Below are 23,569 nucleotides of genomic sequence, written 5' to 3' on the forward strand. Positions count from 1 at the left end.
ATAGGTACATACCTCCGATGGGAACACCAACCTGTGCACCCGCAGCAGCATTGGGCATTACCCCCTCTCCCCTCGCGGGAGAGGGTTGGGGAGAGGGGGCCTGCACCAGCGCCGCGCCCGTTACCACCATGTCCCCCCTCTCCCCGGCCCTCTCCCACCAGGGGAGAGGGAGTAATAGCCAGCAGAGGCAGTAACCCACCGCAGCCCAGTGAAATCCACACCATGCCCGCCCGCCCCCTCAGCGACGAAACCCTGCACCTCATCGATGCCCTGCGCACGGCCCTGGCGCAGCGCAGCGATGTGGACGAGCGCACCATGTTTGGCTGCTACTGCTTCTTTGTGGACGGCAAGCTGTGCATTGGTGTGAAGGGCGACGAACTGCTGGTGCGCCTGCCGCCCGAGCGGCATGGCGAGTTTCAAGAGATGCAGAACACCCGCGAACTCTCGCCCGGCGGGGGCATGCAGGGCTACTTTTGGGTAGAGCCCAACGGCTACGCCACGCGGGCGCAGTGGCACTTTTGGCTGGACGAAGCCCTGGCCTACAACCCACAGGCCAAGGCATCGCCGCGCAAGGCAAAGGCACCCGCCGCCAAAAAAGCCTCGGGCACCGCCGCCGTCAAAACCCGCCAGAAGAAGCACAGCATCTTCGAGGCCGACGACTGACCTGATGGCCCACAGCCCCCTCACCGGTACGCCCACCATGCCCTTTACCAACGAAATGCCCCAGATGAGCCACCACCCGTTCGGGCTGAGCCTGTCGAAGCCAGGGCACAAGGCTGGCAAGCCCTTCGACAAGCTCAGGGCGAACGGGGACGACCCGGCACAGCACCCCGTAGAGCCAACACGCATGAACCACACCGCACCGTTCGGGCTGAGCCCGTCGAAGCCAGGGCACGTTCTTGCAAACAGCCGCAGTGCAGCCTCAAGCCCAACGGCCTATCTGTGGCCCGTCACTTTTCAAGCCTTTTTGCCCTCCAGCGCTTGATACATCAGCGCAGGCAGCTATCAATTTCATACCAACCCGCTTCACCACCACAACCACACCAAGGAGACACACACCATGAAAATCGCATTCATCGGCCTGGGCAACATGGGCGGCCCCATGGCACACAACCTGCACAAGGCAGGCCACGAAGTGCGCGCGTTTGACCTGTCCCAACCCGCCCGCGACAAGCTGGCCGCAGACGGCGTGCCCATCGCCGCCGACGCCAAAGCCGCCGTGCAAGGGGCCGAGGTGGTCATCAGCATGCTGCCCGCCAGCCAGCATGTGGAAGGCCTCTTTTTAGGCGCGGGCGACCTGCTGGCCCAGTTGCCCGCAGGCACGCTGGTCATCGACTGCTCCACCATCGCAGCCGCCACATCCCGCAAAGTGGCCGAAGCCGCCAAAGCCAAAGGCGTGGCCTTTATCGACGCGCCCGTGTCCGGTGGTACTGGCGGTGCCATCGCAGGCACCCTCACCTTCATGGTGGGCGGCGACGCGGCTGACCTGGAACGCGCCCGCCCCGTGCTCGAAAAAATGGGCGCCAACATCTTCCACGCAGGCAGCGTGGGCGCAGGCCAAACGGCCAAGATCTGCAACAACATGCTGCTGGGCATCTTGATGGCGGGCACCAGCGAAGCCATCGCCCTGGGCGTAGCCAACGGCCTAGACCCCAAGGTGCTCAGCGAAATCATGCGCCGCAGCTCGGGCGGCAACTGGGCGCTGGAGAAGTACAACCCCTACCCCGGCGTGATGGAAACCGCGCCCGCCAGCAAGGGCTACGCAGGGGGGTTTGGTACGGACCTGATGCTCAAGGATTTGGGTCTGGCGCAGGAGAACGCGATGGCGGTGAAGGCTGCCACGCCGCTGGGGGGCATGGCGCGCAATTTGTATGCGGTGCACAGCCTGGGGGGGCATGGGGGGCTGGATTTTTCCAGCATTATTAGGATGGTGCAGAAGGCTAACTAAGCGCTCCTGCCGCATAGAAAAACGCCAGCTACTTGCAGGCGTTTGTTTTGGGCTGACCGAAATGGAGAAAACCACTAATGAAAAACAAGGAGACACTTGGGGTTCGGGATATGAGTTAAAGAGAGCAGCGGCCAAGAACAGCTTCAATTTAGGCGGTACGTGTGGAACTTCCCGGCATCTGTCACATGCCATGAGAATAAGTTAACCGATGCGGGAAAGAGATGCGCATAGGCACGGTGTTGCACTAGCATATTGAATCCACGCTAGCCAGAAAAGACTAAGGCTTAAACCGTAATGAGGAGGCTTTTCAAGGCAGCAAATCGCCAGTATCTGGGAGTGACCTTAACTCTGCACATCTCTTGATAAGCCTACCCAAAATTTCTGCGGACTCTTGCACAGCTTCCCTAGCGTTGTCTTTCATTTTCCCTCCATGCACAGCCCGCGACCGAGACTTATACAAGTCTTTTACCTTCGAGAAGAGTTCGCGTTGCCTTTCCTTCGAAGTGGGCTCAAGAAAGAGTGCTGCATAAAGGCTAACGCGAAAAACTATTTCGCTATCGATGCCGAATAACCCCTCTATGCCAGACCATATTACGGCGAGTTGCGCGCGAGGAATCGAATGCCACCTGTAGGAGGCTAGGCAATGAACAGCATTTCGATACGCATCGTCGCTAAGCAGCGCCCAAGCGCCTTCATAGTGAGATTCGATCCATTTTATTTCTATTTCCGAGAGAATTGGTGTGGGAATTTTTGGAAAGCCACGAAGTTGGTAATTGGTTACCGTGATTTCGCTATTCTTTGTGATGTTTTCTGCAGGGAGATCGCTATGAAGATTGCACACAACCTCCCCATTAACAAGAGCGCCAAGCAGAACTCCATCCCAAAGTGCATTCCAAGACTTAATAGCCAAGTCGCTAGCGTCCGAGCCTTTCACTCGTAGCTGGCTTTTTACATGTGGAAGGAACAGTGAGATGATTGATATGTCTACGTCTGTTTTACCGACGCCCAAAAAAAGATCCGCATGGCAATCAGTCTGAGCTGGAATTAATTGAATATGATCAGATAGCCTAATTTCGCGATCTGTGGCCACACCATTCAGATACAAATATGAGAAACAAGCTTCGGACATAAAACGATAAACCTAACATTGGTAGCTAAACAGCCTGAGATATCAGAACACCGAGAGGCTAAAATAAAATAAATCCCGCAGGCAGCGTACCGAGGATCCGGTTAAGCGCTGATTTAGCAAAGTAATCGACACACCCCCGCCGAAAAACGCCCTCGGATTCGATTGCCGTCATGATGACGCACCCTGCAAATCAACTACTAGAGCGACTGACTTGAGAGTCATCGATTTTTTCCGGTAACTTAACCTTGCCTTCATTTATGAGTTCAACGAGCTGGCTGGTTCGACGGTAGTGAGCAGCTAAAAGCTTCAGACTGACTTCGGGATTACCTGTGTGTTTGTGCAATTCCTTAACGCTTCTGAACCCAAGGAACTTGGCCATATCTTCACACAAAGACATAACAGCCTTGTGCTGCGCTTGGTTGAGCTGCATTAAATGCAGTTGCTGTCGCTTTCGATCGACTGCAATTTGGGTAATAAATCTCATTGAAGCTGCATATGCCTTTGCTGCCGCAACTGCTGAACCCCCTAAAATTCCTACTGATTTCGCCACCTGAATTGCCACATCAGGGTTTAAAAAAAGATCTAGCCATCCAGGTGAAGCATAGGAAATAGATTTTATCGTTGGCCGATCCTCGGGGGGTACTTGATTCTGAAGTACGGTGTAAATATTTACGTAGCTGTACCCACCTCTCCATGGGTATTCAACTAGTGCGGTATTGATGCGCTCTCTGTCACGAGGGTTCAATTCAGAATCGAGGCAATAAACGAAAGAATAGCACTGGGAGAATGCATGAGGGAACTCATACAAATCTTCAAGACGCCAGCGGCCATCAAGCAAAACTCTATAGGATTCTTGTGGTATTTTTTCTTTCAATTTAAATCTCCTTTATTTTTTGATTAATGAAGCAATTTTCTATGGTTGGCGTGCGGCATTAATAAAAACCACTGGATAAGCTACCCACCATCCGGGCTATTCCGAAAATTAATTCCCTGGAAATAGCTCATGGCTCTGACTTGCTGTCTATGAGCCCTCCAGTAACATAGATATAAAAATTCTAGGAAACACAGCGGCCCTCAATTTGCCAAACTATAGCTCTGCGAATGCGCGGGGACTCCAAGTCTGCGCCTGTTGGAAAAGGCGGTACGCATCAGCCTCGCCCTCGCCCTCGCACTTGAGTATGATTCGCATCCCCTCATGCTGCGCCGCACCATCCCCGCCCTGCAACTCCACATCCTGCTTCTGCTGGCCGCGTTGTTCAACGCCCTGGCAGGTGTGCCCCTGCACGAGGCGCGGCACATGCGCGAGGCGGTGCGCAGCGTGCAGAAGGCCACGGCAGCGGCCAATGGTGTTGAGGCTGATGCCGCAGATGAAGCCCGCACGGATACAGCCAGCGGCGAGCAAGACAAGGAAGAAACGCACGCGACCTGCGCCTGGTGCCTGACCCATGCGCTGGATGCCGGGCTGACCTACGCAGCGGCCAGCCTGCCGCCACCGTTCACCGAACCCAGCATTGCACTGCCGCAAGGCGCGGCCCCTTTCACGGCCCAGCGGGTGCGCTGGCCGTTTGCAGCCAGAGACCCACCGCCAGCCCAGCGGGCCTGACACGCGTCGGGCCTGAGGGAGCCTTTGAGCGAATCACCGCTTGATTCGTCCATAGCCTCCCTAGCCAGCTTGTGCCATTCGGCACAACCCCTTTTTTGTGGATCGCCATGCATTCACCCCGCCGGGGTGCGTGCGGGCATGCGGCTGTGTGCGTCCTGAATGGGCGACGTGCGCCGCTGTCCCTGGCTTTCGCATTCATTGCTTTTGGACTGGTTTGCCATGCGTTCTTCTTTGGTTTCTTTTTCTCGCCCCTCTACCCCACCCTCGCTGCCGCGCCCCACGTTGACGGCTTTGGCGGTGGCTGCCTTTTTTGCATCGCTGCCCACCGCCTGGGCCGCAGACGGCGATGTGATCACCCCGCCCACGCTGTCTGCGGTGGACGTGGTAGGCCGCAGTGCCTCGGGCACCTATTACGCCGACGAGGCCGAGGGGGCCAAGACCAGCCTGCCGCTGCGCGAGCTGCCGCAGTCGGTGCGCGTGATGTCGCGCCAGACGCTGGACGACCTGGGCGCGACGCGGCTCGATGATGTGCTGGACTATGTGGGCGGGGTCTCGCGCCAGAACAACTTCGGCGGGCTCTGGGACAACATTGCCATTCGCGGCCTGCCGGGCAACGAGAACACGGGCATGGCAACGCTGCTCAACGGCTTTTCGTCCAACCGGGGCTTTAACGCGCCGCGTGACTTGGCGGGGGTGGACCGCATTGAGTTTTTGAAAGGCCCAGCCGCAGCGCTGTATGGCAGCAGCGAGCCCGGCGGCACGCTCAACATCGTGAGCAAAAAGCCGCTGTGGAAGGCTGCGCATTCGGTCGAAGCCTATGCAGGCAGCAACAGCCTGGGCCGTGCGGCGCTGGACACGACGGGCCCCATCTCTGACAACCTGGCCTACCGCCTGAACGTGGCGGTGGAGGACAAGGGCAGCTTTCGCGACCAAGTCAGCGCCCAGCGCCAGGTGGTGGCCCCGGCGTTTACGTGGAAGCTGTCACCCAACACGGTGCTCGAATACACCTCTGAATACCTGCGCCACGCCACGCCGCTAGACCGGGGCGTGGTGGCGGTCAACAACCAACTGGGCGCGGTGCCTGTGAGCCGCTTTTTGGGCGAGCCAGCTGACGGCGATGTGACGGTGACCAACCAGACGCACCAACTGGTGTTGTCGCACGAGTGGAATGCCGACTGGCGCAGCCGCACGGGCTTGTCGTACCGCGAAACGGGGTTGAAGGGCTTTTCGACCGAGGCCAGCGCTTTGCAGGCCGATGGCCGCACCCTGCGGCGCCAGCGCCGCTACCGCGACTACCAGTCGGACGACGTGGCGCTGCAGGCCGAGCTGCAAGGCACGGTGCGCGCGGGCGGGCTGGAGCAAGAGGTGCTGGTGGGGCTGGAAAGCTACCGCTTTCACATGGATTCGCTGATGCTGCGCGCCAACCCCAGCGCCAGCGCGCCCTACGCCATTGACATCTTCAACCCCGTGTACGGCCAGGCGCAGCCCACACCGGGCCGCAACACCGACACGCGTGAGAAGCAGCGCAACACCGCGCTGTATGTGCAAGACACCCTGAAGCTGGGCGAGCAGTGGCGCGTGATGGCCGGGCTGCGGGCCGACAACTACGACCAGAGCCTGCAAAACCGCCTGAACGCTACGACCACCGTGCAGACTCCTTCGGCCGTGTCGCCGCGCCTGGGCGTGAGCTGGCTGCCCAGCGCGGGGTGGACGGTGTATGCCAACGCGGGCAAGTCCTTCCGCCCCAACACGGGCAGCGATGCCGCTGGCAATGCCTTTACCCCCGAAAAAGTCCGCGCCTTCGAGCTGGGTGCCAAGTGGGAAAGCGCCGACCAGCGCCTGGGCGCCACGGCTGCGCTGTTTGACATCACCAAGCGCAATGTGCTGACCAGCGACCCACTGAACGCGGGCTTCTCGGCCGCCGCAGGCGAGGTGCGCAGCCGGGGGCTGGAGCTGGACGTGGCCGGCCGCCTGAGCGCGAACTGGCGCCTGAACGCCAGCCTGGTGTTCAACGACGTGGAAATCACCCGCGACAACACGCTGGAAGTGGGCGGGCGGCTGCTGAACGTGCCCAAGGTGAACGGCAGCGTGCTGGCCGTGTACGAAGACGCCTTGGCCAACGGCCAGCGCTATGGCGTGGGCGGCGGCGTGACCTACATGGGCAAGCGCCTGGGCCAGGCCCGCACGCAGGCCGAGGCCAATGCAGGCACCGCCGCGTTCGACCTGCCCAGCTACACCACGGCCAAGCTGCTGGCCTATTGGCGCCTGAGCCCCACCATCAACCTGACGCTGGACGTGGACAACCTGTTCGACAAGGTGCACTACACCAGCTCGTACAGCCGCGTGTGGGTGACGCCTGGGGCACTGCGCACCGTCACCGTGGGGCTGCAGGCCAAGTTCTGACGCTGGATATGCCTGTGACGCACTGCGGCCAAGCCATGCCTTGTCGCGCTCAATCATCCGTTCAGGCTGAATCTGTTGAGGCCAGGGCACGGGGTGTGCGGACCCTTCGACAAGCTCAGGGTGAACGGGTGGGGGGGGCGCAAGCCACGCCAAACCGTGCCCACCCTCCCACCGTTCGGGCTGAGCTTGTCGAAGCCAGGGCACTGGCTGTGCAGGCCCTTCGACAAGCTCAGGGCGAACGGGCGGGGAGGTACGCAAGTCATGCCAGCGAGCCTTAGCGCACTGCTCAACACCCCTCCAACACAACACAGGAGATTTATTTGAAACACGGCTTCAAGCCCGTCCCCTCACAGCAAGGCTGCACACGCCGTGCTGCACTGCAAACCGCTGCGGCGTCCGTGGCTGCAGGCGCGGCCCCTTGGGCGCAGGCGCAGGGCATTGCCCCGCCGCCGGCCACGCTGCAAATCGTGGGCCCGTGGGAGTTCACCAGCCTCTCGCCCGCCAGCAGCGGCTTCATGCTGCTGAACCTGCAGGTGTGCGAAACCCTGCTGGGCGCCAGCGACAACGGCCGCCCGCAGCCTGCGCTGGCCCAGCGCTGGCAGGTGTCTGCCGATGGGCTGGTGTGGCAGTTCACGCTGCGGCCCCAGGCGCGCTTTCACAACGGCGACCGGGTGACCGCGCAGGCCGTGGTGCAAAGCCTGCAGCGTGCGCAAAAGGCGCCCGCCTTGCTCAGCAACGCGCCCATCACCGCCATCACCAGCGACGGAGATGCCACCGTGCACATCCGCCTGAGCCGCCCGCACAACGCCCTGGCCGCCCAGTTGGCGCACTACAGCACGCTGGTGCTGGCGCCCCAGAGCTATGGCGCGGACGGCAAGGTGCAACGCCTCATCGGCAGCGGCCCGTACCGCATTGCCAAGCTGGTGCCGCCCCAGCAGGTGGAGACCGAGGCGTTTGACGACTACGACCACCCCGGCTCTACACCCGCCCCTGCGATACGCAGCGTGGCCTACATGGCCGCCAGCCGGGCCGAGACCCGCGCGCTGATGGTGGAAGGCGGCCAGGCCCATCTGGCCTACGGGCTGGACCCTGCCAGCCTGCGGCGGCTCAAGCGCCACGCCAAGGTGGGTATCACTTCGGTGACGCTGCCGCGCACGGTCCTCGTCAAGCTCAACGCCAAACTGCCCAGCCTGCAAGACGTGCGCGTGCGCCAGGCGCTGAGCCTGTGCATAGACCGCGCTGGCATTGCACTGGCCCTGATGGGTGACGAAACCTTGGCCGCCACACAGTTGCTGCCGCCGGTGCTGGCCGACTGGCACAACCCGGCATTGCCCCCGCTGCGCCATGACCGCGAGGCCGCACAGCGCCTGTTGCACGAAGCGGGCTGGCAGCGCCATGCAGACGGACTGCGCGGGCCTGACGGCCAGCCACTCACCCTGGAAATCCGTACCTTCATGGACCGCCCCGAGCTGCCCCTTATTGCCACCGCGCTGCAAGAGCAGTGGCGGCTGGCGGGTCTTGCCGTCAAAGTGGCCATCAGCAACTCAGGGGACATCCCCATGGGCCACCGCGACGGCACGCTGCAGCTGGGCATGGCTGCACGCAACTACACCAATGTGCCCGACCCGGCTGGCACGCTGGCGGGCGACTTCTCTGCCCAAGGCGGTGACTGGGGCGCCATGGGCTGGCACAGCGACGCCGTGGTGCAAGCCCTGGCCGAGCTGATGCGCAGCGCGCCCGACGCCCGCCGCGCCCAGGCGCTGCGCGCCACCGTCACGCAAACGCTGCAAGCCGAGCTGCCCGTCATCCCCATCGCCTGGTACCGCCAGCACGTGGCCGTGAACCGGCGCCTGCAAGGCGTGTCGCTGGACCCGCTGGAGCGCAGCTACCGACTGACCGACATGCACTGGAGCAACAACACATGAACCCCCTTTCTCGCAACCCCTGGCTGCACATGCTGGGGCGGCGCGGCCTGCAGGTGGTGGCGCTGGCGCTCATCATCGGCACGCTGTGCTTTTTCATGGTGCGCGCGCTGCCGGGTGACCTGGCCATGCGCGTGGCCGCCAGCCGCTATGGGCTGGATTTGGTCAGCGGCGCGGCGGCCGACGCCGTGCGCGCCGAGCTGGGCCTGAACCAGAGCGCCCTGCAGGGCCTGCTGGGCTGGTGGCGCGACATGGCCACGCTGAACCTGGGCCAGTCGCTCATCACCCAGCGCCCGGTGTGGGTGGAGGTGGCCCACCACCTGGGCGCCACGCTGCGCCTGTCTGCCGCCGCGCTGGCGGTGGCGCTGGCCGTGGGCGTGCCCCTGGGCCTGTGGGCGGGCCTGCGCCCTGGCCGCTGGGCCGACCGCGCCAGTTGGGCGCTGGCCGTGGCGTTGCGCGGCACGCCGCCGTTTTTGCTGTCGGTGCTGCTAATGCTGCTGGTGGCGGTGCACTGGGGCTTTTTGCCCGTGGCGGGCGACGACGATAGCGCCAGCCTGGTGCTGCCCGCCCTGGCGCTGGGCCTGGGCCTGGGCGCAGGGCTGGCCCGCGTCACCCGCAGCGCCATGCAAGAGGTGGCGCAGTCGCCCGCGTTTGAGTTTGCCCGCACCAAGGGGCTGAGCGATATGCAGGCGCTGGTGCGCCACGGCCTGCGCGCGGTGGCCGTGCCGGTGGTGGCCTACCTGGGCGTGCAAACGCTGTTTTTGGTGGAAGGCGCGCTGGTGGTGGAAACCGTGTTTGCCTGGCCCGGCATTGGCCACGCGCTGGTCCATGCCATCTTTGGCCGCGACATTCCGGTGGTGCAAGGCGCGGCGCTGGCCATGGCGCTGCTGTTTGTGGTGTTCAACCTGCTGTTGGATGCCGCCTGCGTGGCGCTAGACCCGCGCCAACAAAGAGGAGTGTCCGCATGACCGCGCACCACACAATGACGACGACCCCGGCGCAGGCGGCTGCTGCAGCAGCAGCACCGACCATGCCCATGGCCCCCATGGGCGCAGCAAGACCCACTGCTTCATGGCAGCAACGCACGGGCCTGGTGCTGATCGGCCTGCTGGCCGTGTGGGCGCTGCTGGGCCCCTGGCTGGTGGGCGCCAGCCCCATTGAGCAAAACCTACGCAACCAATTGGCCACGCCCGGTGCCGAGCACTGGCTGGGCACCGACGTGCTGGGCCGCTCGTGGCTGGCGCGGCTGGCGCATGCCACGCAGCTATCGCTGGGCATGGCCGTGCTGGCGGCCCTGAGCGCTGCCGTGCCCGGCACCCTGCTGGGCGTGCTGGCGGCATGGCGCGGCGGGCGCACCGAGCGGGTGCTGGTCATGCTGGCCGATGCGGTGCTGGCCATACCCGGCCTGCTGCTGGTGCTGCTGATTGCGGCGCTGGCCCCCGGCCAGTTGTGGGCGCTGTACGTAGGTATGGCGACTGCGCTGTGGGTCGAATACTTTCGCGTGTGCCGGGCCATGGCCCGCCCTGTGCTGGCGGGCGACGCGGTGCAGGCATCGCGCCTGCTGGGCTTTGGCCAGGCCTATGTGCTGCGCCGCCACCTGCTGCCCGCACTGGCCCCCACGCTGGGCACGCTGCTGGCCTTTACCACCGCGCAGGCCGTGCTGGCACTGGCGGCACTGGGCTTTGTGGGCGTGGGCGCGCAGGCCCCCACGGCCGAGCTGGGCCTGATGATCACCGAGGCCATGCCTTATTACGAAGAAGCCCCGTGGCTGATTGCTGCCCCCACCGCCGTGCTGCTGTGGCTGGTGGCCGCCATGATGCTGATCCAACCTGAGCGGGAGGCCGCATGAGCCCGACAACCCCTTCAATCACCGCTTCAACCACGGCCCTGCTGGTGGTGGACAACCTGGCCATCCATGTGGGCGACCGCGCCCTGCTGCAAGGTATTTCTTTCAGGCTGCATGCAGGCGAGGCGCTGAGCCTGGTGGGCGAAAGCGGCGCGGGCAAGTCGCTGCTGGCCCAGGCCATCATGGGCAACCTGCCGCCTGCGCTGCGGGCATCGGGCGCCATCACCATCGACGGCGTGACCACCCGCGCTGAAGACGCCGCCAGCCGCCGCGCCCTGTGGGGCCGCAAGCTGGCCCTGCTGCCGCAGGAGCCGTCGGTGGCCCTCAACCCCTTTCAACGCGTGGCGCCGCAACTGGCCGAGGTCTATGCCCTGCTGCACGCACAGCCGCCTGCCGATGCGGCAGCCCGTGCGCAGCAAGAGCTGGCCCGTGCGGGCCTGGGCCAGGCCACAGGGCACTACCCCTGGCAACTGTCGGGCGGCATGGCCCAGCGGGCGGTGGCCGCCATCACCCTGGCGGGCGGCGCCCCGGTGCTGATGGTGGACGAGCCCACCAAGGGCCTGGACAACCATTGGCGCGACCGCACTGTGGCGCTGTTTCGTGGCGTGCTGCAGGCGGGCGGCTGCCTGCTGGCCATCACCCACGACATGGCCGTGGCGCAAGCGCTGGGCGGCCAGGTCATCGTGCTGCGGCACGGGCAGGCGGTGGAGCAAGGCCGCATCGACGAGGTGGCTGCGCAGCCCGCGCACCCCTTCACCCGCCAGTTGATGGACGCCGACCCGGCCCGCTGGCTGCCATTTGCCCCGCCGCAGGTGGGCGACAGCGTGGTGCAGGCTCAGGGCATATCAAAAGCCTATGGCGCGCAGCAGCTGTTTGCGCCCATGGACCTGCAAATCCGCAGCGGCGAGCGTGTGGCCGTGCAGGGCCCCAGCGGCACGGGCAAAAGCACGCTAGGCAATGTGCTGTTGGGCCTGCTGCGGCCCGACACGGGCAGCGTGGCGCGCGGCAACGGCCTGCGCCCGCATGCGTTTCAAAAGCTATACCAAGACCCGGTCGGCTCGTTTGCGCCGCACATCAGCCTGGCCCAGTCGCTGCGGGATGCTGCCCGGCTGCACCGCTGTGACTGGAAGGCGGTGCAGCGGCGGCTGGAGCAACTGCGCGTGCCTGAGAGCCTGCTGGAGCGCAAGCCCGAGCAAGTGTCGGGCGGCGAGCTGCAGCGCATTGCCCTGGCCCGCGTGCTGGTGGCGCAACCTGCCCTGCTGTTTGCCGACGAGCCCACCTCGCGCCTGGACCCGATCACGCAGCAAGAGGCCATCCAGATCTTGCTGAGCGCCACGCAGGAGACCGGCGCCGCGCTGATGCTGGTGACGCACGATGAGCACCTGGCTGCTGCGGTGGCGACGCGGCGGATTGGGTTGAAGGCGGGGGCAACGGCTGGCAGATAAACGCTATCAAGAAGATAGCTGCTTGCGCATATCCATCAAGCGCTAGAGGCCGAAAACGCTTGATATGGTGCATATCTCAGCGAGAAATATTGGTCTTTGCCCCAATCGCTGCGCTGGGAATTGCCCCCTCTCCCCTCGTGGGAGAGGGTTGGGGAGAGGGGGCCAGTACGAGCGCTGCGCCCATTTCCCCCTTCTTCCCGGGCCTCTCCCACAAGGGGAGAGGGTGTGAGAACCACCTGAAATGCGTACCTCATCGGGCGAAAACAATAAAAGCCCCCTGCAGTCATGGACTGCAGGGGGCTTTTGCTGTGAAGCCTGTTCTGCGGCGACGGGCTCTGCCAAAGCCCTCATGCCCCTCACATCTGGTCGATCATCACCTGCCCAAAGCCCGAGCAGCTCACCTGCGTAGCGCCGTCCATCAGGCGGGCAAAGTCGTAGGTCACCTTCTTGCTGGCAATGGCTTTTTCCAGCGACTTCAGGATGAGGTCGGCGGCTTCCTTCCAGCCCATGTGGCGCAGCATCATCTCGGCCGATAGGATCTCGGAGCCGGGGTTCACATAGTCCTTGCCTGCGTACTTGGGCGCGGTGCCGTGCGTGGCTTCAAAGCACGCCACCGAGTCGGACATGTTGGCGCCCGGCGCAATGCCGATGCCGCCCACTTGTGCGGCCAGCGCATCAGAGATGTAGTCGCCGTTGAGGTTGAGCGTGGCCACCACCGAGTACTCGGCGGGGCGCAGCAAAATCTGCTGCAAAAACGCGTCAGCAATGCTGTCCTTGATGGTGATTTCTTTGCCCGTCTTGGGGTTGGCAAACTTGCACCATGGGCCACCGTCGATCAGCTCGGCACCAAACTCCTTTTGCGCCAGGGCATAGGCCCAGTCGCGGAAGCCCCCTTCGGTGTACTTCATGATGTTGCCCTTGTGCACGATGGTCACGTTGGGCTTGTTGTGGTCAATGGCGTAATGGATGGCCTTGCGCACCAGGCGCTCAGTGCCTTCGCGCGAGACGGGCTTGATGCCGATGCCCGAGGTGTTGGGGAAGCGGATCTTGGTGGCGCCCAGCTCTTCCTGCAAAAACCGGATGAGCTTCTTGGCCTTGTCAGATTCGGCGGGGAATTCAATGCCTGCGTAGATGTCTTCCGAGTTCTCGCGGAAGATGACCATGTTGGTTTTTTCAGGCTCTTTCAGCGGCGATGGCACGCCCTTGAAATATTGCACGGGGCGCAGGCACACGTACAAATCCAGCTCCTGGCGCAGGGCCACGTTCAGCGAGCGGATGCCGCCGCCCACGGGCGTGGTGAGCGGGCCCTTGATGGACACGACGTAGTCGCGCACGGCCTGCAGGGTTTCGTCGGGCAGCCACACGTCGGGGCCATAGATGCGGGTGGCCTTCTCGCCCGCAAACACTTCCATCCACTGGATCTTGCGCTGGCCGCCGTAGGTCTTGGCCACAGCGGCATCCACCACCTTGATCATCACGGGAGTGATGTCGCGGCCCACGCCATCGCCTTCGATGAAGGGGATGATGGGCTGGTCGGGCACGTTCAGCGACATGTCGGCGTTGACGGTGATCTTCTGCCCCTGGGCAGGAACCTGGATGTGCTGGAAAGTGGTCATTGGGCAGAGGTCTCCGTGTTGGCTGAAACGGGTTCAGCCGTTGAGTCGATGGAATGCGGAATGGGATGTGCCGTTGCGGCAGAATTTTTCATTTTAGGGCTTGTTCTGCGTCGCTTCGGCCAAGCGACTTGGCGGAACCCGCGCGGCTTGCGCGCATCCAAACCCAGCGCCTGCGGCGGTGTTGGCAGGCGGCGCGTGGCGGCCACCGCCTTGCCACCCAGTTCGATCAAAATGCGAGCATGCGATGCCCTGTCGCACTCCACTCTTCTTGAAAGCCCCTGCCTCGATGCCAAGCCTTTCTTCCTCTACCGCCCGGCTGCTCGCCACCAGCTTGTTCGCCATCGCCTGCGCGGCCCCCGCTGCCGCCCAGAACCAGCCCCAGATGAATCTGCAGCGGGTGGAAATCACCGCCGGCATGCACCGCATTGACGCCCAGGTGGCAGCAGCCCCGCAGGAGCGGCAAACCGGCCTGATGCACCGCAAGGAAATGCCCGCGCATGAGGGCATGTTGTTTGTCTTTGAGCAACCGGCCACGCAGTGCTTTTGGATGAAAAACACGCTGCTGCCACTGACGGCGGCTTTTGTGGCCGACGACGGCACCATCGTGAATCTGGCCGACATGAAGCCGCAGACGGAAGACTCGCACTGCTCGACCAAGCCGGTGCGCTATGTGCTGGAGATGAACCAAGGCTGGTTTGCGCAAAAAGGCATCAAGCCGGGTAGCAAACTGGTGAGCGCGGCCGTCTTCAACGCCAAGAAATAAGCAGTCCGCAAAGCCTGCGCCCATAAAAAAACGGCCTCACGGCCGTTTTTTTATGCTTTGGTGAAACCAGGCATCAAGCGAAGTTGGCTTCGGCAAACTTCCAGTTGACCAGCTTGTCCAGGAAGGTTTCCACAAACTTGGGACGCATGTTGCGGTAGTCGATGTAGTAGGCGTGTTCCCACACGTCCACCGTGAGCAGGGCCTTGTCGGCAGTGGTCAGGGGCGTGCCAGCGGCGCCGGTGTTGACGATGTCGACGCTGCCGTCGGCCTTCTTCACCAGCCAAGTCCAGCCCGAACCAAAGTTGCCCACGGCGCTCTTGACGAAGGCTTCCTTGAAAGCAGCGTAGGAGCCGAACTTGGCGTTGATGGCATCGGCCAGGGCGCCTGTGGGTTCGCCGCCACCGCTTGGGGCCATGCAGTTCCAGAAGAAGGTGTGGTTCCAGATCTGGGCTGCATTGTTGTAGATGCCGCCGGACGACTTCTTGATGATTTCTTCGAGCGACAGCGACTCGAATTCAGTGCCCTTTTGCAGGTTGTTCAGGTTCACCACATAGGCGTTGTGGTGCTTGCCATGGTGAAACTCCAGCGTTTCCTGGCTGTAGTGGGGGGCCAGTGCGTCGATGGCGTAAGGCAGCGGGGGAAGGGTGTGTTCCATGGTGGTATTTCCTCGTGGTTTGCAATGCTGGAAGGTAGGTGGCAGCTTGGCTGGCAAGCCACCGCCCACCTGGCGCGCAATTTGACGCGACGTGGCATTGTAGGAAGATCAATAGCCTTGTGCAGAGAAGTGGCGATACATCGCCACACTGCGCAACAGCAAGCACGGCGCACTTACGGTGCACGCGGCAATCACAGCAAGCGCGGCTGCCCCACCGTCAGGTCCAACACCCCATCGGCCAGCGTGGCCCGCAGCGCATCACCGGGGCGGGCCTGGCCCACGCCGGTCACGGCATGGCCGTCGCCGTCGGTCAGCAAGGCGTAGCCGCGCTGCAGCACCAGTTGCGGGTTCAGCAGCTCCAGTTGCCTGCGTGCGCGCTCCAGTCGGTCAGACTGTTGCGTGATCTGGCGGGCCACCTTGATAGGCAAATCGGCCTCTAGCGCTTTGTGCTTAAGCGCTAGCCGCTCTAAATTCAATAGCATGCCGTGGCGCATGCGCTGTGCACAGCGGGCCAGGCGCAGTTGCTCTCGCGCGGCCAAGCCCGATGGGCGCCCCAGCCGCTGCGCGGCCTGGTCCAGCCGCTGGTGGCGTGCGTCCAGCTGGCGCTGCACAGCGGTGCCCAGGCGGTCGGCCAGCAGGTCCAGCGCGCCCAGCCACACCTCGCGCGGCTGCGCCACCAGCTCGGCCGCAGCCGTGGGCGTGGGCGCCCGCAAGTCGGCGCAGAAGTCGGCAATGGTGAAGTCGGTCTCATGCCCCACGCCGCTGACCAGGGGCACAGGGCTTTGCACCAGGGTGCGCGCCAGTTGCTCATCGTTGAAGGCCCACAGGTCTTCCATCGACCCGCCGCCGCGCACCAGCAAGATGACGTCGATAGGGACGGTGCCCCCTGGCTCGGGGCCCCAAGGCGCGCCCGCGCCCTCGGCCCATGCGTACATCTGCCGCAGCGCAGCCACCATGGACTGCGGGGCCGCCGCGCCCTGAACCTGCGCAGGGATCAACGCCACCGGGATGTGCGGCACCCGGCGGCGCAGCGCCGTGACCACATCGTGCAAGGCAGCAGCCCCCAGCGAGGTGACCAAGCCAATGCCGCGCGGCTGCAGAGGCAAGGGGCGCTTGCGCCGTGCATCGAACAGCCCTTCGGATTCGAGCTGGGCCTTGAGGCGCAAGAACTGCTCAAACAGCGCGCCCTGGCCTGCGCGCTGCATGCTCTCCACAATGAACTGCAAATCGCCCCGGGCCTCGTAGACCCCCAGGCGTCCACGCACCTCGACCAATTCACCATCTCTGGGAGAAAAGTCAAGTAGCCCGGCCGCACGGCGGAACATGGCGCAACGCAACTGGCCCGCGGCGTCCTTGATCGAGAAATAGCAATGCCCGCTGGATGCGCGCGAGAAGCCGGTTATCTCGCCCCGCACCGCGACAGGGTTGAAGCGCGCCTCCAGCGCATCAGCAATGGCGCGGCACAGCGCGCCGACTTCCCACACACGCGGCGTGGCTGCGGGGGTGGACGCCTCAAACATGGGCCACCACGGGCCTTGGCGCAGCGGCGTGACCCCAAGTACTCCACAGCGCGGGCGACGCACCAGCGCCACACACCCCGGCCAAGCCAACACCCTGCAAAAGACGCAAACACGTACAAGTCATTGTTTTATATGGATTTTTTGCTGTGCAATTTTTCATCAATCTGTTGCAACGCCCATTTGGCGCCGCTTTGGCGGGGATACCCACCCGCTTACCCACAAAGTTATCCACAGATTTTGTGGGCGAAGTTTGCGCACCGAGGGTGGCGATTTCTCGTAACGGTTTGTGACCTTAAAGCGCCAGCCGCCTGGGCCATAATTGCCGACTGACTTCACCTGAGCGGAGAGAGAATTGCTGTCCATCATACAAGCCGCAGGCTGGCCCATTTGGCCCCTCATTGCCTGTTCTGTCCTGGCTCTGGCCTTGATTTGCGAGCGTTTTGTTTCCTTGAAAACAGCCCGCATCGCCCCCCCCAAATTGCTGGACGAGGCCATCACCGTGTCCTCCCGCTCGCTGCCCACCCCGGATGTCGTCAACCAGTTGGCCCAAAGCTCGGCCCTGGGTGAGGTGCTGGCCTCGGGCCTGCGCGCGCTCAACGCCAATCCCCAGTGCAGCGAGACCGACCTGCGCGCCACTATGGAAGGCAGTGGCCGGGCCGTGGCCCACCGCCTGGAGAAGTACCTGAGCGCGCTGGCCACCATTGCCTCTGCCGCTCCGCTGCTGGGCCTCCTGGGCACCGTGATCGGCATGATCGAAATCTTTGGCTCGCAAGGCGGCAACACGGGCGCCCTGGGAGGCGGCAACCCCGCCCAGCTGGCCCAAGGTATTTCCATCGCCCTGTACAACACCGCGTTTGGCCTGATCGTGGCCATCCCGGCGCTGATCTTCTGGCGCTACTTCCGTGGCCGGGTCGATGCCTACCTGCTCACCCTGGAGCTGGCGTCTGAGCAGTTTGTGCGCCACATCCTGCGCCACCGCAAGTAAGCAAACAGGCGGCCCAGCGTATGCCCATGAACTTCCGACCCCGAGCGAAGGATGAGCCGGAAATCAACCTGATTCCGTTCATCGACGTGCTGCTGGTGATCCTCATCTTTTTGATGCTCACCACCACTTACAGCAAGTTCACCGAACTCAAGCTCACCCTGCCGGTGGCCGATGCCGAGCAGCAACGCGACCACCCTAAGGAGGTCATCGTTGCCGTGGCAGCCGATGGCCGCTACGCCGTCAACAAGGGCGGCGTGGAGGGCAAGAGCGTGGACGCCGTGGCCCAGGCCCTGCGCAGCGCCGCCAGCGCAGGCAAAGACAGCGTCGTCATCATCAGCGCCGATGCCATGGCACCCCACCAGTCGGTGGTGACTGTGATGGAAGCGGCCCGGCGCGTGGGACTGACACAAATCACCTTCGCGACCCAATCCACCGCTGGCGCGCGCGCAAGCAACCGCTGAGCGGCATGGCAACCCCCACGCCGCAGCCGCCTTCCTCGGCCTCGCGGTCCGGGGGTGTGCAGCCAAACTCTTCCCCCCAAAAAATCAGTGGCACCCAGGGCTGGCCCGCCCTGTGGCAGCGACGCAGTGCGCTGAGTTGGGCCCTGTGGCCTGTGTCTCAGCTGTACCGCGCGCTCATGGCGATCCGTGCCGCGCTGTACCAAACCGGCCTGCTGCACTCAGAGCACCCAGGGCGGCCTGTGATCGTCGTGGGCAACGTGGTGGCCGGAGGCTCCGGTAAAACGCCGGTGGTGATGGCGCTGGTCCAACACCTGCAAAGCCTGGGCCTGCGCCCTGGCGTTGTCTCTCGCGGCTATGGCCGCACCACCCAGGGTTGCCTGGCGGTTTTGCCCACTTCGGTGGCCAGCGAGGTGGGGGACGAGCCCTTGCTGATCGCACAGCAGTGCCGAGTGCCGGTATATGTTGCCAGCAAGCGCACCCTGGCTGCCCGTACCCTGCTGGCGCAGCACCCCGAGGTAGACGTGCTGGTCTGCGACGATGGCCTGCAGCACTTGGCGCTGCAGCGCGATCTGGAAATTTGCGTCTTCAACCCCCACGGCACAGGCAACGGCTTTTTGCTGCCCGCAGGCCCCCTGCGCGAGCCTTGGCCACGGCGGGTGGACTGGGTGCTGTACACGGGTGATACACCACCACCCAGCCTCGCCAAGGCACCAGCCACCGGCGGCACTTTTGGACTGCAACGCCACCTTGCCAGCTACGCCGTGGCGGCCGACGGGCGCCAGATACCGTTGAGCGCACTACAGGGCCTGCCGGTGCACGCCGTGGCCGCCATCGGCCAGCCGGGCCTGTTCTTTGGCATGCTGCAATCTGCGGGGCTGACATTGGCCGCCCAGGAAGCCCTGCCAGACCACTATGATTTTGATAGCTGGCAGCGCTTATCTGATCAGCGCGAGGTGCTTGTTTGCACTGAAAAAGACGCTGTCAAACTGTGGAAGCAGCACCCGGACGCCCTGGCTGTGCCTCTGCAGATCACGCTGGACGAGGGCTTTCTCCGCCAATTGAAAGAACGCCTGGCCCGCCTGGCTTCGCCGCTATCATCCCCTGCCACTTTCGCGCGCTGAGCGCGCTGCTTTTTTCAGACTGAACACGCCGCCATGGACCCCAAACTGCTTGAACTGCTGGTATGCCCCGTTACCAAAGGCCCCCTGACGTTTGACCGGGAGGCCCAAGAGCTGGTTTCTCGCAGCGCCCGCTTGGCCTATCCCGTGCGCGACGGCATTCCGGTACTGCTGGAAAACGAAGCCCGCACACTGAGCGACGAGGAGCTGGAGGCATGAGCGACGGGCCAGCGATGCCAGGCCACTCACCCAGCCCCGCAGCCATCGGTGCCGCCACGCCATTCACCGTGCTGATCCCGGCCCGGCTGGCGTCTTCACGGCTGCCCAACAAGCCGCTGGCCGACATAGCCGGGACACCCATGGTGGTGCGCGTGGCCCAGCGCGCCCAGCAAAGCCAGGCCCAGCGCGTGGTGGTGGCGGCAGACGATGACCTCATCCTGCAAGCCTGCCAACAGCATGGCATCGAAGCCGTGCTGACCGATAAGCACCACGCCAGCGGCAGCGACCGCCTGGCACAGGCCTGCGAACAACTGGGTTTGCAAGGAGACGACATCGTCGTCAATGTGCAGGGCGATGAGCCTTTGATAGACCCGGCCCTGATCAATGCCGTGGCGGGCCTGCTGGCCGCACAAGCCCAGGCCAGCATGGGCACAGCAGCCCACCCCATCGCATCGAGGGAAGACTACCTGAACCCCAACGTGGTCAAGGTCGTGCTGGACGCCCAGGGCCTGGCCTATTATTTCAGCCGCGCGCCCATTCCGTGGTCGCGAGACCATTCGAACACCGCTTGGTGGGATGCCGCCACCCAAAGCCCTGTGGCCCACAGCGCCACAGGCTTTTCGCCGCTGCGCCATGTAGGCATCTACAGCTACCGTGCAGGCTTTCTGCGGCAGTTTCCCCAATTGCCCGTCGCCCCCACCGAGGCCGTGGAGGCCCTGGAGCAACTGCGCGCGCTGTGGCATGGGCACCGCATCGCCGTGCACATTGCGGCTACAGCGCCCGGCCCTGGGGTGGACACACCGGAAGATTTGGCAAAAGTCCGCGCCTTGCTGGCCCCCGCCAACCCCCGTCACTGAGCAGGCTGTACACAGGGAAAACACAGTCGCCAAAGCAGCGGCAGCGTAAGGCTGTACCAAGCTGTCACATGCTATCCTTGCCCGCAACGAGAGCACGGCATCCCGGGCGGACTTTCACGCCCCCGCCAGCCCTGCCGCACGATTTCTAACCTTGAGGACCTCCATGAGACTGATTCTGTTGGGCGCGCCTGGCGCCGGAAAGGGCACGCAAGCCACCTTCATCTGCCAGAAGTACGGCATTCCTCAAATCTCCACCGGAGACATGCTGCGCGCCGCCGTCAAGGCCGGCACGCCCCTGGGTTTGCAAGCCGATGCTGTGATGAAGGCTGGCGCACTGGTCAGCGACGAGCTGATCATCAATCTGGTCAAAGAGCGCATTGCCCAGCCCGACTGCGCCAAGGGTTTCCTGTTCGACGGATTTCCCCGCACCATTCCCCAAGCCGATGCCATGAAGGCTGCTGGCGTCAAGCTGGATTACGTGCTCGAAATCGACGTACCTTTTGAAGCCATCGTGGAACGCATGAGCGGTCGCCGCTCGCACCCTGCCAGCGGCCGCACCTACCACGTCAAGTTCAACCCACCCAAGGTGGAAGGCAAGGACGATGTGACGGGTGAAGACCTGATCCAGCGCGACGACGACAAGGAAGAAACCGTCAAGAAGCGCCTGCAGGTCTACAGCGACCAGACACGCCCCTTGGTGGACTACTACAGCAACTGGGCACAACAAGAGCCCACACAGGCCCCCAAGTACCGCGCCATCAGTGGCACTGGCACGGTGGATGAGATCACCGCCCGCGCATTTGAAGCGCTGAGCCACTGATCTCTGAGGGGCACCTGTCCCGATCCATCCCGGCGGTAAACCGCCAAGATAAAACCCCTTGCCGCAGCGCTGCAGCAAGGGGTTTTTTCTATGCCCTGCAGCCCTGTCCGCAGACCTGCCTAAACGGGGGGCTGCAGTGCCAGATCACACAGCTTGCGCCCCATTGCGTGACATCAGGTCCAACACCAGTTGGATCCGCGCCTTGATGGGCGACAGCCCCGCTGCTCCGGCAAAGTCGCCTGTGGGCCCCACCAACGTGTGCCCTTGTCCACACCGGGTAGCGGTCACCACGCAAACGCCCTGCTGCTGCGCGCGCAGCAAAGCCTCCTTCAGCGCATGGTGGATGGAGCCATTGCCCGTAGCGGCCACCACCAGGCCCTGCACACGGGCATTTACCAAGGCATCCACTGCACGCCCGCTGGCGCCTGCCCCGCTGCACACCACCTCCACCCAGGGCCAGTCGGCAGCGGGAGGCATCCTGTGCAGCAACACAGCATGGGCTCCCCGACACCCTGCACCGGGCTCCCGCGCCCAACGCACCTGCCCCTCCTCCACCCACCCGCACGGCCCCGCCTCTCCTGAAGTGAAGGCATCTACGCGGTAAGGAAACGCCTTGTGCACATGCTCTGCAGCATGCACAACACCCGCAGCCACAGCCAGCACGCCGCCCACGCGGGGATGGGTCGCCACAGCGATGGCATCCAGCAAATTCTGAGGCCCATCGGGCGTCAACGAACTGGCCGGGCGCATCGCACTGACCAGAACGACAGGCTTGGAGGCGTCCAACACCGCGCTCAGAAACCACGCGGTCTCTTCCAGCGTATCGGTGCCGTGGGTGATCACCACCCCCGTCACGTCGGGGTCTGACAGCAACTGTTGGCAACGCATTGCCAACGTACGCCACACATCCCACCCCATGTCTTTGCTGTCGATCTGGGCAATTTGCTCAGACTCCAAAACATGCCCTTGCAACGCCTTGCCCAGCCCCGGCACGCCTTGCAGCAAGTCAGCGACCCCCACCTCCGCCGCTTTGTAACCTACGTTGTCCTCCGCACTCGCGGCCTTTCCGGCAATCGTGCCGCCCGTCCCCAAAACGACGATTTTTTGCGTACTCACTTGCGCACTCCAAAAAACTGGTGAAAAATACAGGTACTGGATTAAAAAACAGTAGCCCTAAACCCTCAGCAAGCCGCAGACACAGTCATGTTCGACAACCCCAAACTCACGGCCCGGCAACAACAGATTCTGGACTTGATCCAGACCGCCATCGCACGCACAGGGGCCCCCCCTACCCGTGCAGAGATCGCCACAGAGCTGGGTTTCAAGTCGGCCAACGCGGCAGAAGAACACCTGCAGGCCCTTGCACGCAAAGGCGTCATCGAGTTGGTCAGCGGCACGTCGCGTGGCATCCGGCTGCGCAGCGACACGGTTCGCGCCATCAATGCCGCCAGAGGGCAGCACTTTGCGGCACCGCTGCAGCAAGTGTCTCAACTCTTCCTGCCGCTGATTGGCCGCGTGGCTGCTGGCTCCCCCATTCTCGCGCAGGAACATGTGGACCAAACCTACTGCGTAGAAAACAGCCTCTTTCAGCACAAGCCAGATTACCTCCTCAAGGTGCGAGGCATGTCCATGCGCGACGCAGGCATCATGGACGGCGACCTGCTGGCAGTGCAGGCCACCAAAGAGGCACGCAATGGCCAAATTGTGGTGGCCCGCCTGGGCGACGAAGTCACCGTCAAACGGCTCAAGCGCACCGCCAAGGGGGTTGAGCTTTTGCCCGAAAACCCCGACTACCCTGTCATTACCGTACGGCCTGGGGAAGTCTTTGAAATCGAGGGATTGGCTGTAGGCCTCATCAGAAACACGATGCTGATGTAAACCCAACACCAGATGCGCAGCCCCTCAGGTGGCGGGCGTTTGACGAGGTTGCCACACCTTGTCAGCCCTGGGGAACGCTGTGTTTTTGAAATCCTGCCTATGTTCATCCACCGATCTTCGGAGTATTCACATGGGAATTGGATCTTTGACTCTCTCCTCGTTCGCCTCGCCCCTGCAAGTGCTTTCACGCTGGCTCGCACCCAGGGCACTTGGCCAGGTTCCACTTGGCGACGAGGTAGCCCTTGGCAACGCGGCCTTGGGCAGCGAGCAGGCCAACCCGTGCAAGTTTGCCCAAGGCTTGGTGCTTGAAACGCCTGCACCGCATGCTCAGCGCCCAGACCACCCCAAGGCCCATGCTCCAGCCCGAAGTGCATGCGTGGC

At 63.4% G+C, this 23,569-nt stretch carries 23 protein-coding genes; 17 read left to right on the plus strand and 6 right to left on the minus strand.

The genetic code is table 11. The features are described 5' to 3' along the window. Positions 1-222 precede the first annotated feature (222 nt). From C8C98_RS19565 to mmsB, 3 genes are read left to right on the plus strand one after another with little or no spacing between them, the layout of a single operon-like run. The gene (locus tag C8C98_RS19565; RefSeq protein ID WP_121455632.1) at positions 223-663 is read left to right on the plus strand and encodes a TfoX/Sxy family protein; all 441 of its coding nucleotides are present in this window, start codon (positions 223-225) and stop codon (positions 661-663) included. Between the two features lie 37 nt (positions 664-700). Continuing rightward, positions 701-985, plus strand: coding sequence for a hypothetical protein (locus tag C8C98_RS19570; protein WP_147436429.1), 285 nt, complete (start codon positions 701-703; stop codon positions 983-985). A 3-nt stretch (positions 986-988) separates the two neighbouring features. Further along, on the plus strand, positions 989-1,948 hold the full coding sequence (mmsB, locus tag C8C98_RS19575) for a 3-hydroxyisobutyrate dehydrogenase (RefSeq protein ID WP_255423200.1): 960 nt from the start codon (positions 989-991) through the stop codon (positions 1,946-1,948). Between the two features lie 307 nt (positions 1,949-2,255). On the opposite strand, the gene C8C98_RS21685 is transcribed toward mmsB, so the two are convergent. Beyond that, entirely contained in the window at positions 2,256-3,077 is an 822-nt protein-coding gene (locus tag C8C98_RS21685) for a HEPN domain-containing protein (protein ID WP_147436431.1), read from the minus strand. A gap of 190 nt (positions 3,078-3,267) precedes the next feature. After that, positions 3,268-3,951 carry a hypothetical protein gene (locus C8C98_RS21690; RefSeq protein WP_147436433.1) on the minus strand — a complete coding sequence of 228 codons (684 nt, stop codon included), beginning with the start codon at positions 3,949-3,951 and terminating at the stop codon, positions 3,268-3,270. A gap of 321 nt (positions 3,952-4,272) precedes the next feature. Between C8C98_RS21690 and C8C98_RS19580 the strand changes: the two genes are divergently transcribed. The 6 genes from C8C98_RS19580 to C8C98_RS19605 all read left to right on the plus strand — a co-directional run bounded on the left by C8C98_RS19580 (position 4,273) and on the right by C8C98_RS19605 (position 12,296). Further along, the gene (locus C8C98_RS19580) at positions 4,273-4,680 is read left to right on the plus strand and encodes a DUF2946 family protein (RefSeq protein WP_121455635.1); all 408 of its coding nucleotides are present in this window, start codon (positions 4,273-4,275) and stop codon (positions 4,678-4,680) included. Between the two features lie 219 nt (positions 4,681-4,899). Next, positions 4,900-7,083, plus strand: a complete 2,184-nt coding sequence (locus C8C98_RS19585) for a TonB-dependent siderophore receptor (protein ID WP_121456406.1) — start codon at positions 4,900-4,902, stop codon at positions 7,081-7,083. 320 nt (positions 7,084-7,403) lie between these two features. Continuing rightward, a complete protein-coding gene (locus tag C8C98_RS19590) occupies positions 7,404-9,008 on the plus strand; it encodes an ABC transporter substrate-binding protein (protein WP_233574614.1) in 1,605 nt (534 codons plus the stop codon). Continuing rightward, positions 9,005-9,973: an ABC transporter permease gene (locus tag C8C98_RS19595; protein WP_121455636.1), complete on the plus strand. Its 969-nt coding sequence runs from the start codon at positions 9,005-9,007 to the stop codon at positions 9,971-9,973. The genes C8C98_RS19590 and C8C98_RS19595 overlap by 4 nt, the downstream gene beginning before the upstream one ends. Further along, positions 9,970-10,854, plus strand: coding sequence for an ABC transporter permease (locus C8C98_RS19600; RefSeq protein ID WP_121455637.1), 885 nt, complete (start codon positions 9,970-9,972; stop codon positions 10,852-10,854). The genes C8C98_RS19595 and C8C98_RS19600 overlap by 4 nt, the downstream gene beginning before the upstream one ends. Continuing rightward, complete coding sequence (locus C8C98_RS19605; RefSeq protein ID WP_121455638.1) at positions 10,851-12,296, plus strand: ABC transporter ATP-binding protein; 1,446 nt, start codon at positions 10,851-10,853, stop codon at positions 12,294-12,296. Before C8C98_RS19600 ends, C8C98_RS19605 begins: the two co-directional genes overlap by 4 nt. Before the next feature lie 356 nt (positions 12,297-12,652). Here C8C98_RS19605 and icd read toward each other — a convergent pair whose 3' ends face one another. Then, positions 12,653-13,912: an NADP-dependent isocitrate dehydrogenase gene (icd, locus tag C8C98_RS19610; RefSeq protein WP_121455639.1), complete on the minus strand. Its 1,260-nt coding sequence runs from the start codon at positions 13,910-13,912 to the stop codon at positions 12,653-12,655. 286 nt (positions 13,913-14,198) lie between these two features. On the opposite strand from icd, the gene C8C98_RS19615 reads away from it, so the two are divergent. After that, entirely contained in the window at positions 14,199-14,675 is a 477-nt protein-coding gene (locus tag C8C98_RS19615) for a DUF192 domain-containing protein (protein WP_121455640.1), read from the plus strand. A gap of 73 nt (positions 14,676-14,748) precedes the next feature. Here C8C98_RS19615 and C8C98_RS19620 read toward each other — a convergent pair whose 3' ends face one another. Both C8C98_RS19620 and xseA read right to left on the minus strand, forming a co-directional pair. Continuing rightward, the gene (locus C8C98_RS19620; protein ID WP_121455641.1) at positions 14,749-15,330 is read right to left on the minus strand and encodes a superoxide dismutase; all 582 of its coding nucleotides are present in this window, start codon (positions 15,328-15,330) and stop codon (positions 14,749-14,751) included. Positions 15,331-15,521: 191 nt separating this feature from the next. Continuing rightward, positions 15,522-16,850 (minus strand): exodeoxyribonuclease VII large subunit, encoded by a 1,329-nt coding sequence (xseA, locus tag C8C98_RS19625; RefSeq protein ID WP_121455642.1) that lies wholly within the window; start codon positions 16,848-16,850, stop codon positions 15,522-15,524. Positions 16,851-17,202: 352 nt separating this feature from the next. Between xseA and C8C98_RS19630 the strand changes: the two genes are divergently transcribed. The 6 genes from C8C98_RS19630 to adk all read left to right on the plus strand — a co-directional run bounded on the left by C8C98_RS19630 (position 17,203) and on the right by adk (position 21,310). Continuing rightward, complete coding sequence (locus C8C98_RS19630; protein ID WP_099655610.1) at positions 17,203-17,835, plus strand: MotA/TolQ/ExbB proton channel family protein; 633 nt, start codon at positions 17,203-17,205, stop codon at positions 17,833-17,835. 26 nt (positions 17,836-17,861) lie between these two features. Continuing rightward, the gene (locus C8C98_RS19635; RefSeq protein ID WP_121455643.1) at positions 17,862-18,296 is read left to right on the plus strand and encodes a biopolymer transporter ExbD; all 435 of its coding nucleotides are present in this window, start codon (positions 17,862-17,864) and stop codon (positions 18,294-18,296) included. A gap of 5 nt (positions 18,297-18,301) precedes the next feature. After that, on the plus strand, positions 18,302-19,417 hold the full coding sequence (gene lpxK / locus C8C98_RS19640) for a tetraacyldisaccharide 4'-kinase (RefSeq protein WP_121455644.1): 1,116 nt from the start codon (positions 18,302-18,304) through the stop codon (positions 19,415-19,417). A gap of 33 nt (positions 19,418-19,450) precedes the next feature. Continuing rightward, positions 19,451-19,633 (plus strand): Trm112 family protein, encoded by a 183-nt coding sequence (locus C8C98_RS19645; protein ID WP_121455645.1) that lies wholly within the window; start codon positions 19,451-19,453, stop codon positions 19,631-19,633. Positions 19,634-19,677: 44 nt separating this feature from the next. Continuing rightward, positions 19,678-20,490 (plus strand): 3-deoxy-manno-octulosonate cytidylyltransferase, encoded by an 813-nt coding sequence (gene kdsB, locus C8C98_RS19650; RefSeq protein WP_121456408.1) that lies wholly within the window; start codon positions 19,678-19,680, stop codon positions 20,488-20,490. A 163-nt stretch (positions 20,491-20,653) separates the two neighbouring features. Continuing rightward, on the plus strand, positions 20,654-21,310 hold the full coding sequence (adk, locus tag C8C98_RS19655; RefSeq protein WP_099655614.1) for an adenylate kinase: 657 nt from the start codon (positions 20,654-20,656) through the stop codon (positions 21,308-21,310). A gap of 144 nt (positions 21,311-21,454) precedes the next feature. Here adk and C8C98_RS19660 read toward each other — a convergent pair whose 3' ends face one another. Beyond that, positions 21,455-22,426, minus strand: coding sequence for an asparaginase (locus tag C8C98_RS19660; protein WP_233574615.1), 972 nt, complete (start codon positions 22,424-22,426; stop codon positions 21,455-21,457). Positions 22,427-22,513: 87 nt separating this feature from the next. Here C8C98_RS19660 and lexA point away from each other — a divergent pair, with 87 nt between their 5' ends. Then, entirely contained in the window at positions 22,514-23,188 is a 675-nt protein-coding gene (lexA, locus tag C8C98_RS19665; RefSeq protein ID WP_121455646.1) for a transcriptional repressor LexA, read from the plus strand. The last annotated feature ends 381 nt before the right edge of the window (positions 23,189-23,569 follow it).

The sequence above is a fragment of the Acidovorax sp. 106 genome, from assembly GCF_003663825.1.
GTDB lineage: Bacteria > Pseudomonadota > Gammaproteobacteria > Burkholderiales > Burkholderiaceae_C > Acidovorax.

Excerpts from the sequence above, each read along its gene's own strand:
- C8C98_RS19565 (WP_121455632.1), top strand. The coding sequence starts at position 223 with ATGCCCGCCCGCCCCCTCAGCGACGAAACCCTGCACCTCATCGATGCC.
- C8C98_RS19570 (WP_147436429.1), top strand. The coding sequence starts at position 701 with ATGCCCTTTACCAACGAAATGCCCCAGATGAGCCACCACCCGTTCGGG.
- C8C98_RS21685 (WP_147436431.1), bottom strand. The coding sequence starts at position 3,077 with ATGTCCGAAGCTTGTTTCTCATATTTGTATCTGAATGGTGTGGCCACA.
- C8C98_RS19580 (WP_121455635.1), top strand. The coding sequence starts at position 4,273 with ATGCTGCGCCGCACCATCCCCGCCCTGCAACTCCACATCCTGCTTCTG.
- C8C98_RS19585 (WP_121456406.1), top strand. The coding sequence starts at position 4,900 with ATGCGTTCTTCTTTGGTTTCTTTTTCTCGCCCCTCTACCCCACCCTCG.
- C8C98_RS19595 (WP_121455636.1), top strand. The coding sequence starts at position 9,005 with ATGAACCCCCTTTCTCGCAACCCCTGGCTGCACATGCTGGGGCGGCGC.
- C8C98_RS19600 (WP_121455637.1), top strand. The coding sequence starts at position 9,970 with ATGACCGCGCACCACACAATGACGACGACCCCGGCGCAGGCGGCTGCT.
- C8C98_RS19605 (WP_121455638.1), top strand. The coding sequence starts at position 10,851 with ATGAGCCCGACAACCCCTTCAATCACCGCTTCAACCACGGCCCTGCTG.
- icd (WP_121455639.1), bottom strand. The coding sequence starts at position 13,912 with ATGACCACTTTCCAGCACATCCAGGTTCCTGCCCAGGGGCAGAAGATC.
- C8C98_RS19615 (WP_121455640.1), top strand. The coding sequence starts at position 14,199 with ATGCCAAGCCTTTCTTCCTCTACCGCCCGGCTGCTCGCCACCAGCTTG.
- C8C98_RS19620 (WP_121455641.1), bottom strand. The coding sequence starts at position 15,330 with ATGGAACACACCCTTCCCCCGCTGCCTTACGCCATCGACGCACTGGCC.
- xseA (WP_121455642.1), bottom strand. The coding sequence starts at position 16,850 with ATGTTTGAGGCGTCCACCCCCGCAGCCACGCCGCGTGTGTGGGAAGTC.
- C8C98_RS19635 (WP_121455643.1), top strand. The coding sequence starts at position 17,862 with ATGAACTTCCGACCCCGAGCGAAGGATGAGCCGGAAATCAACCTGATT.
- lpxK (WP_121455644.1), top strand. The coding sequence starts at position 18,302 with ATGGCAACCCCCACGCCGCAGCCGCCTTCCTCGGCCTCGCGGTCCGGG.
- C8C98_RS19645 (WP_121455645.1), top strand. The coding sequence starts at position 19,451 with ATGGACCCCAAACTGCTTGAACTGCTGGTATGCCCCGTTACCAAAGGC.
- adk (WP_099655614.1), top strand. The coding sequence starts at position 20,654 with ATGAGACTGATTCTGTTGGGCGCGCCTGGCGCCGGAAAGGGCACGCAA.
- lexA (WP_121455646.1), top strand. The coding sequence starts at position 22,514 with ATGTTCGACAACCCCAAACTCACGGCCCGGCAACAACAGATTCTGGAC.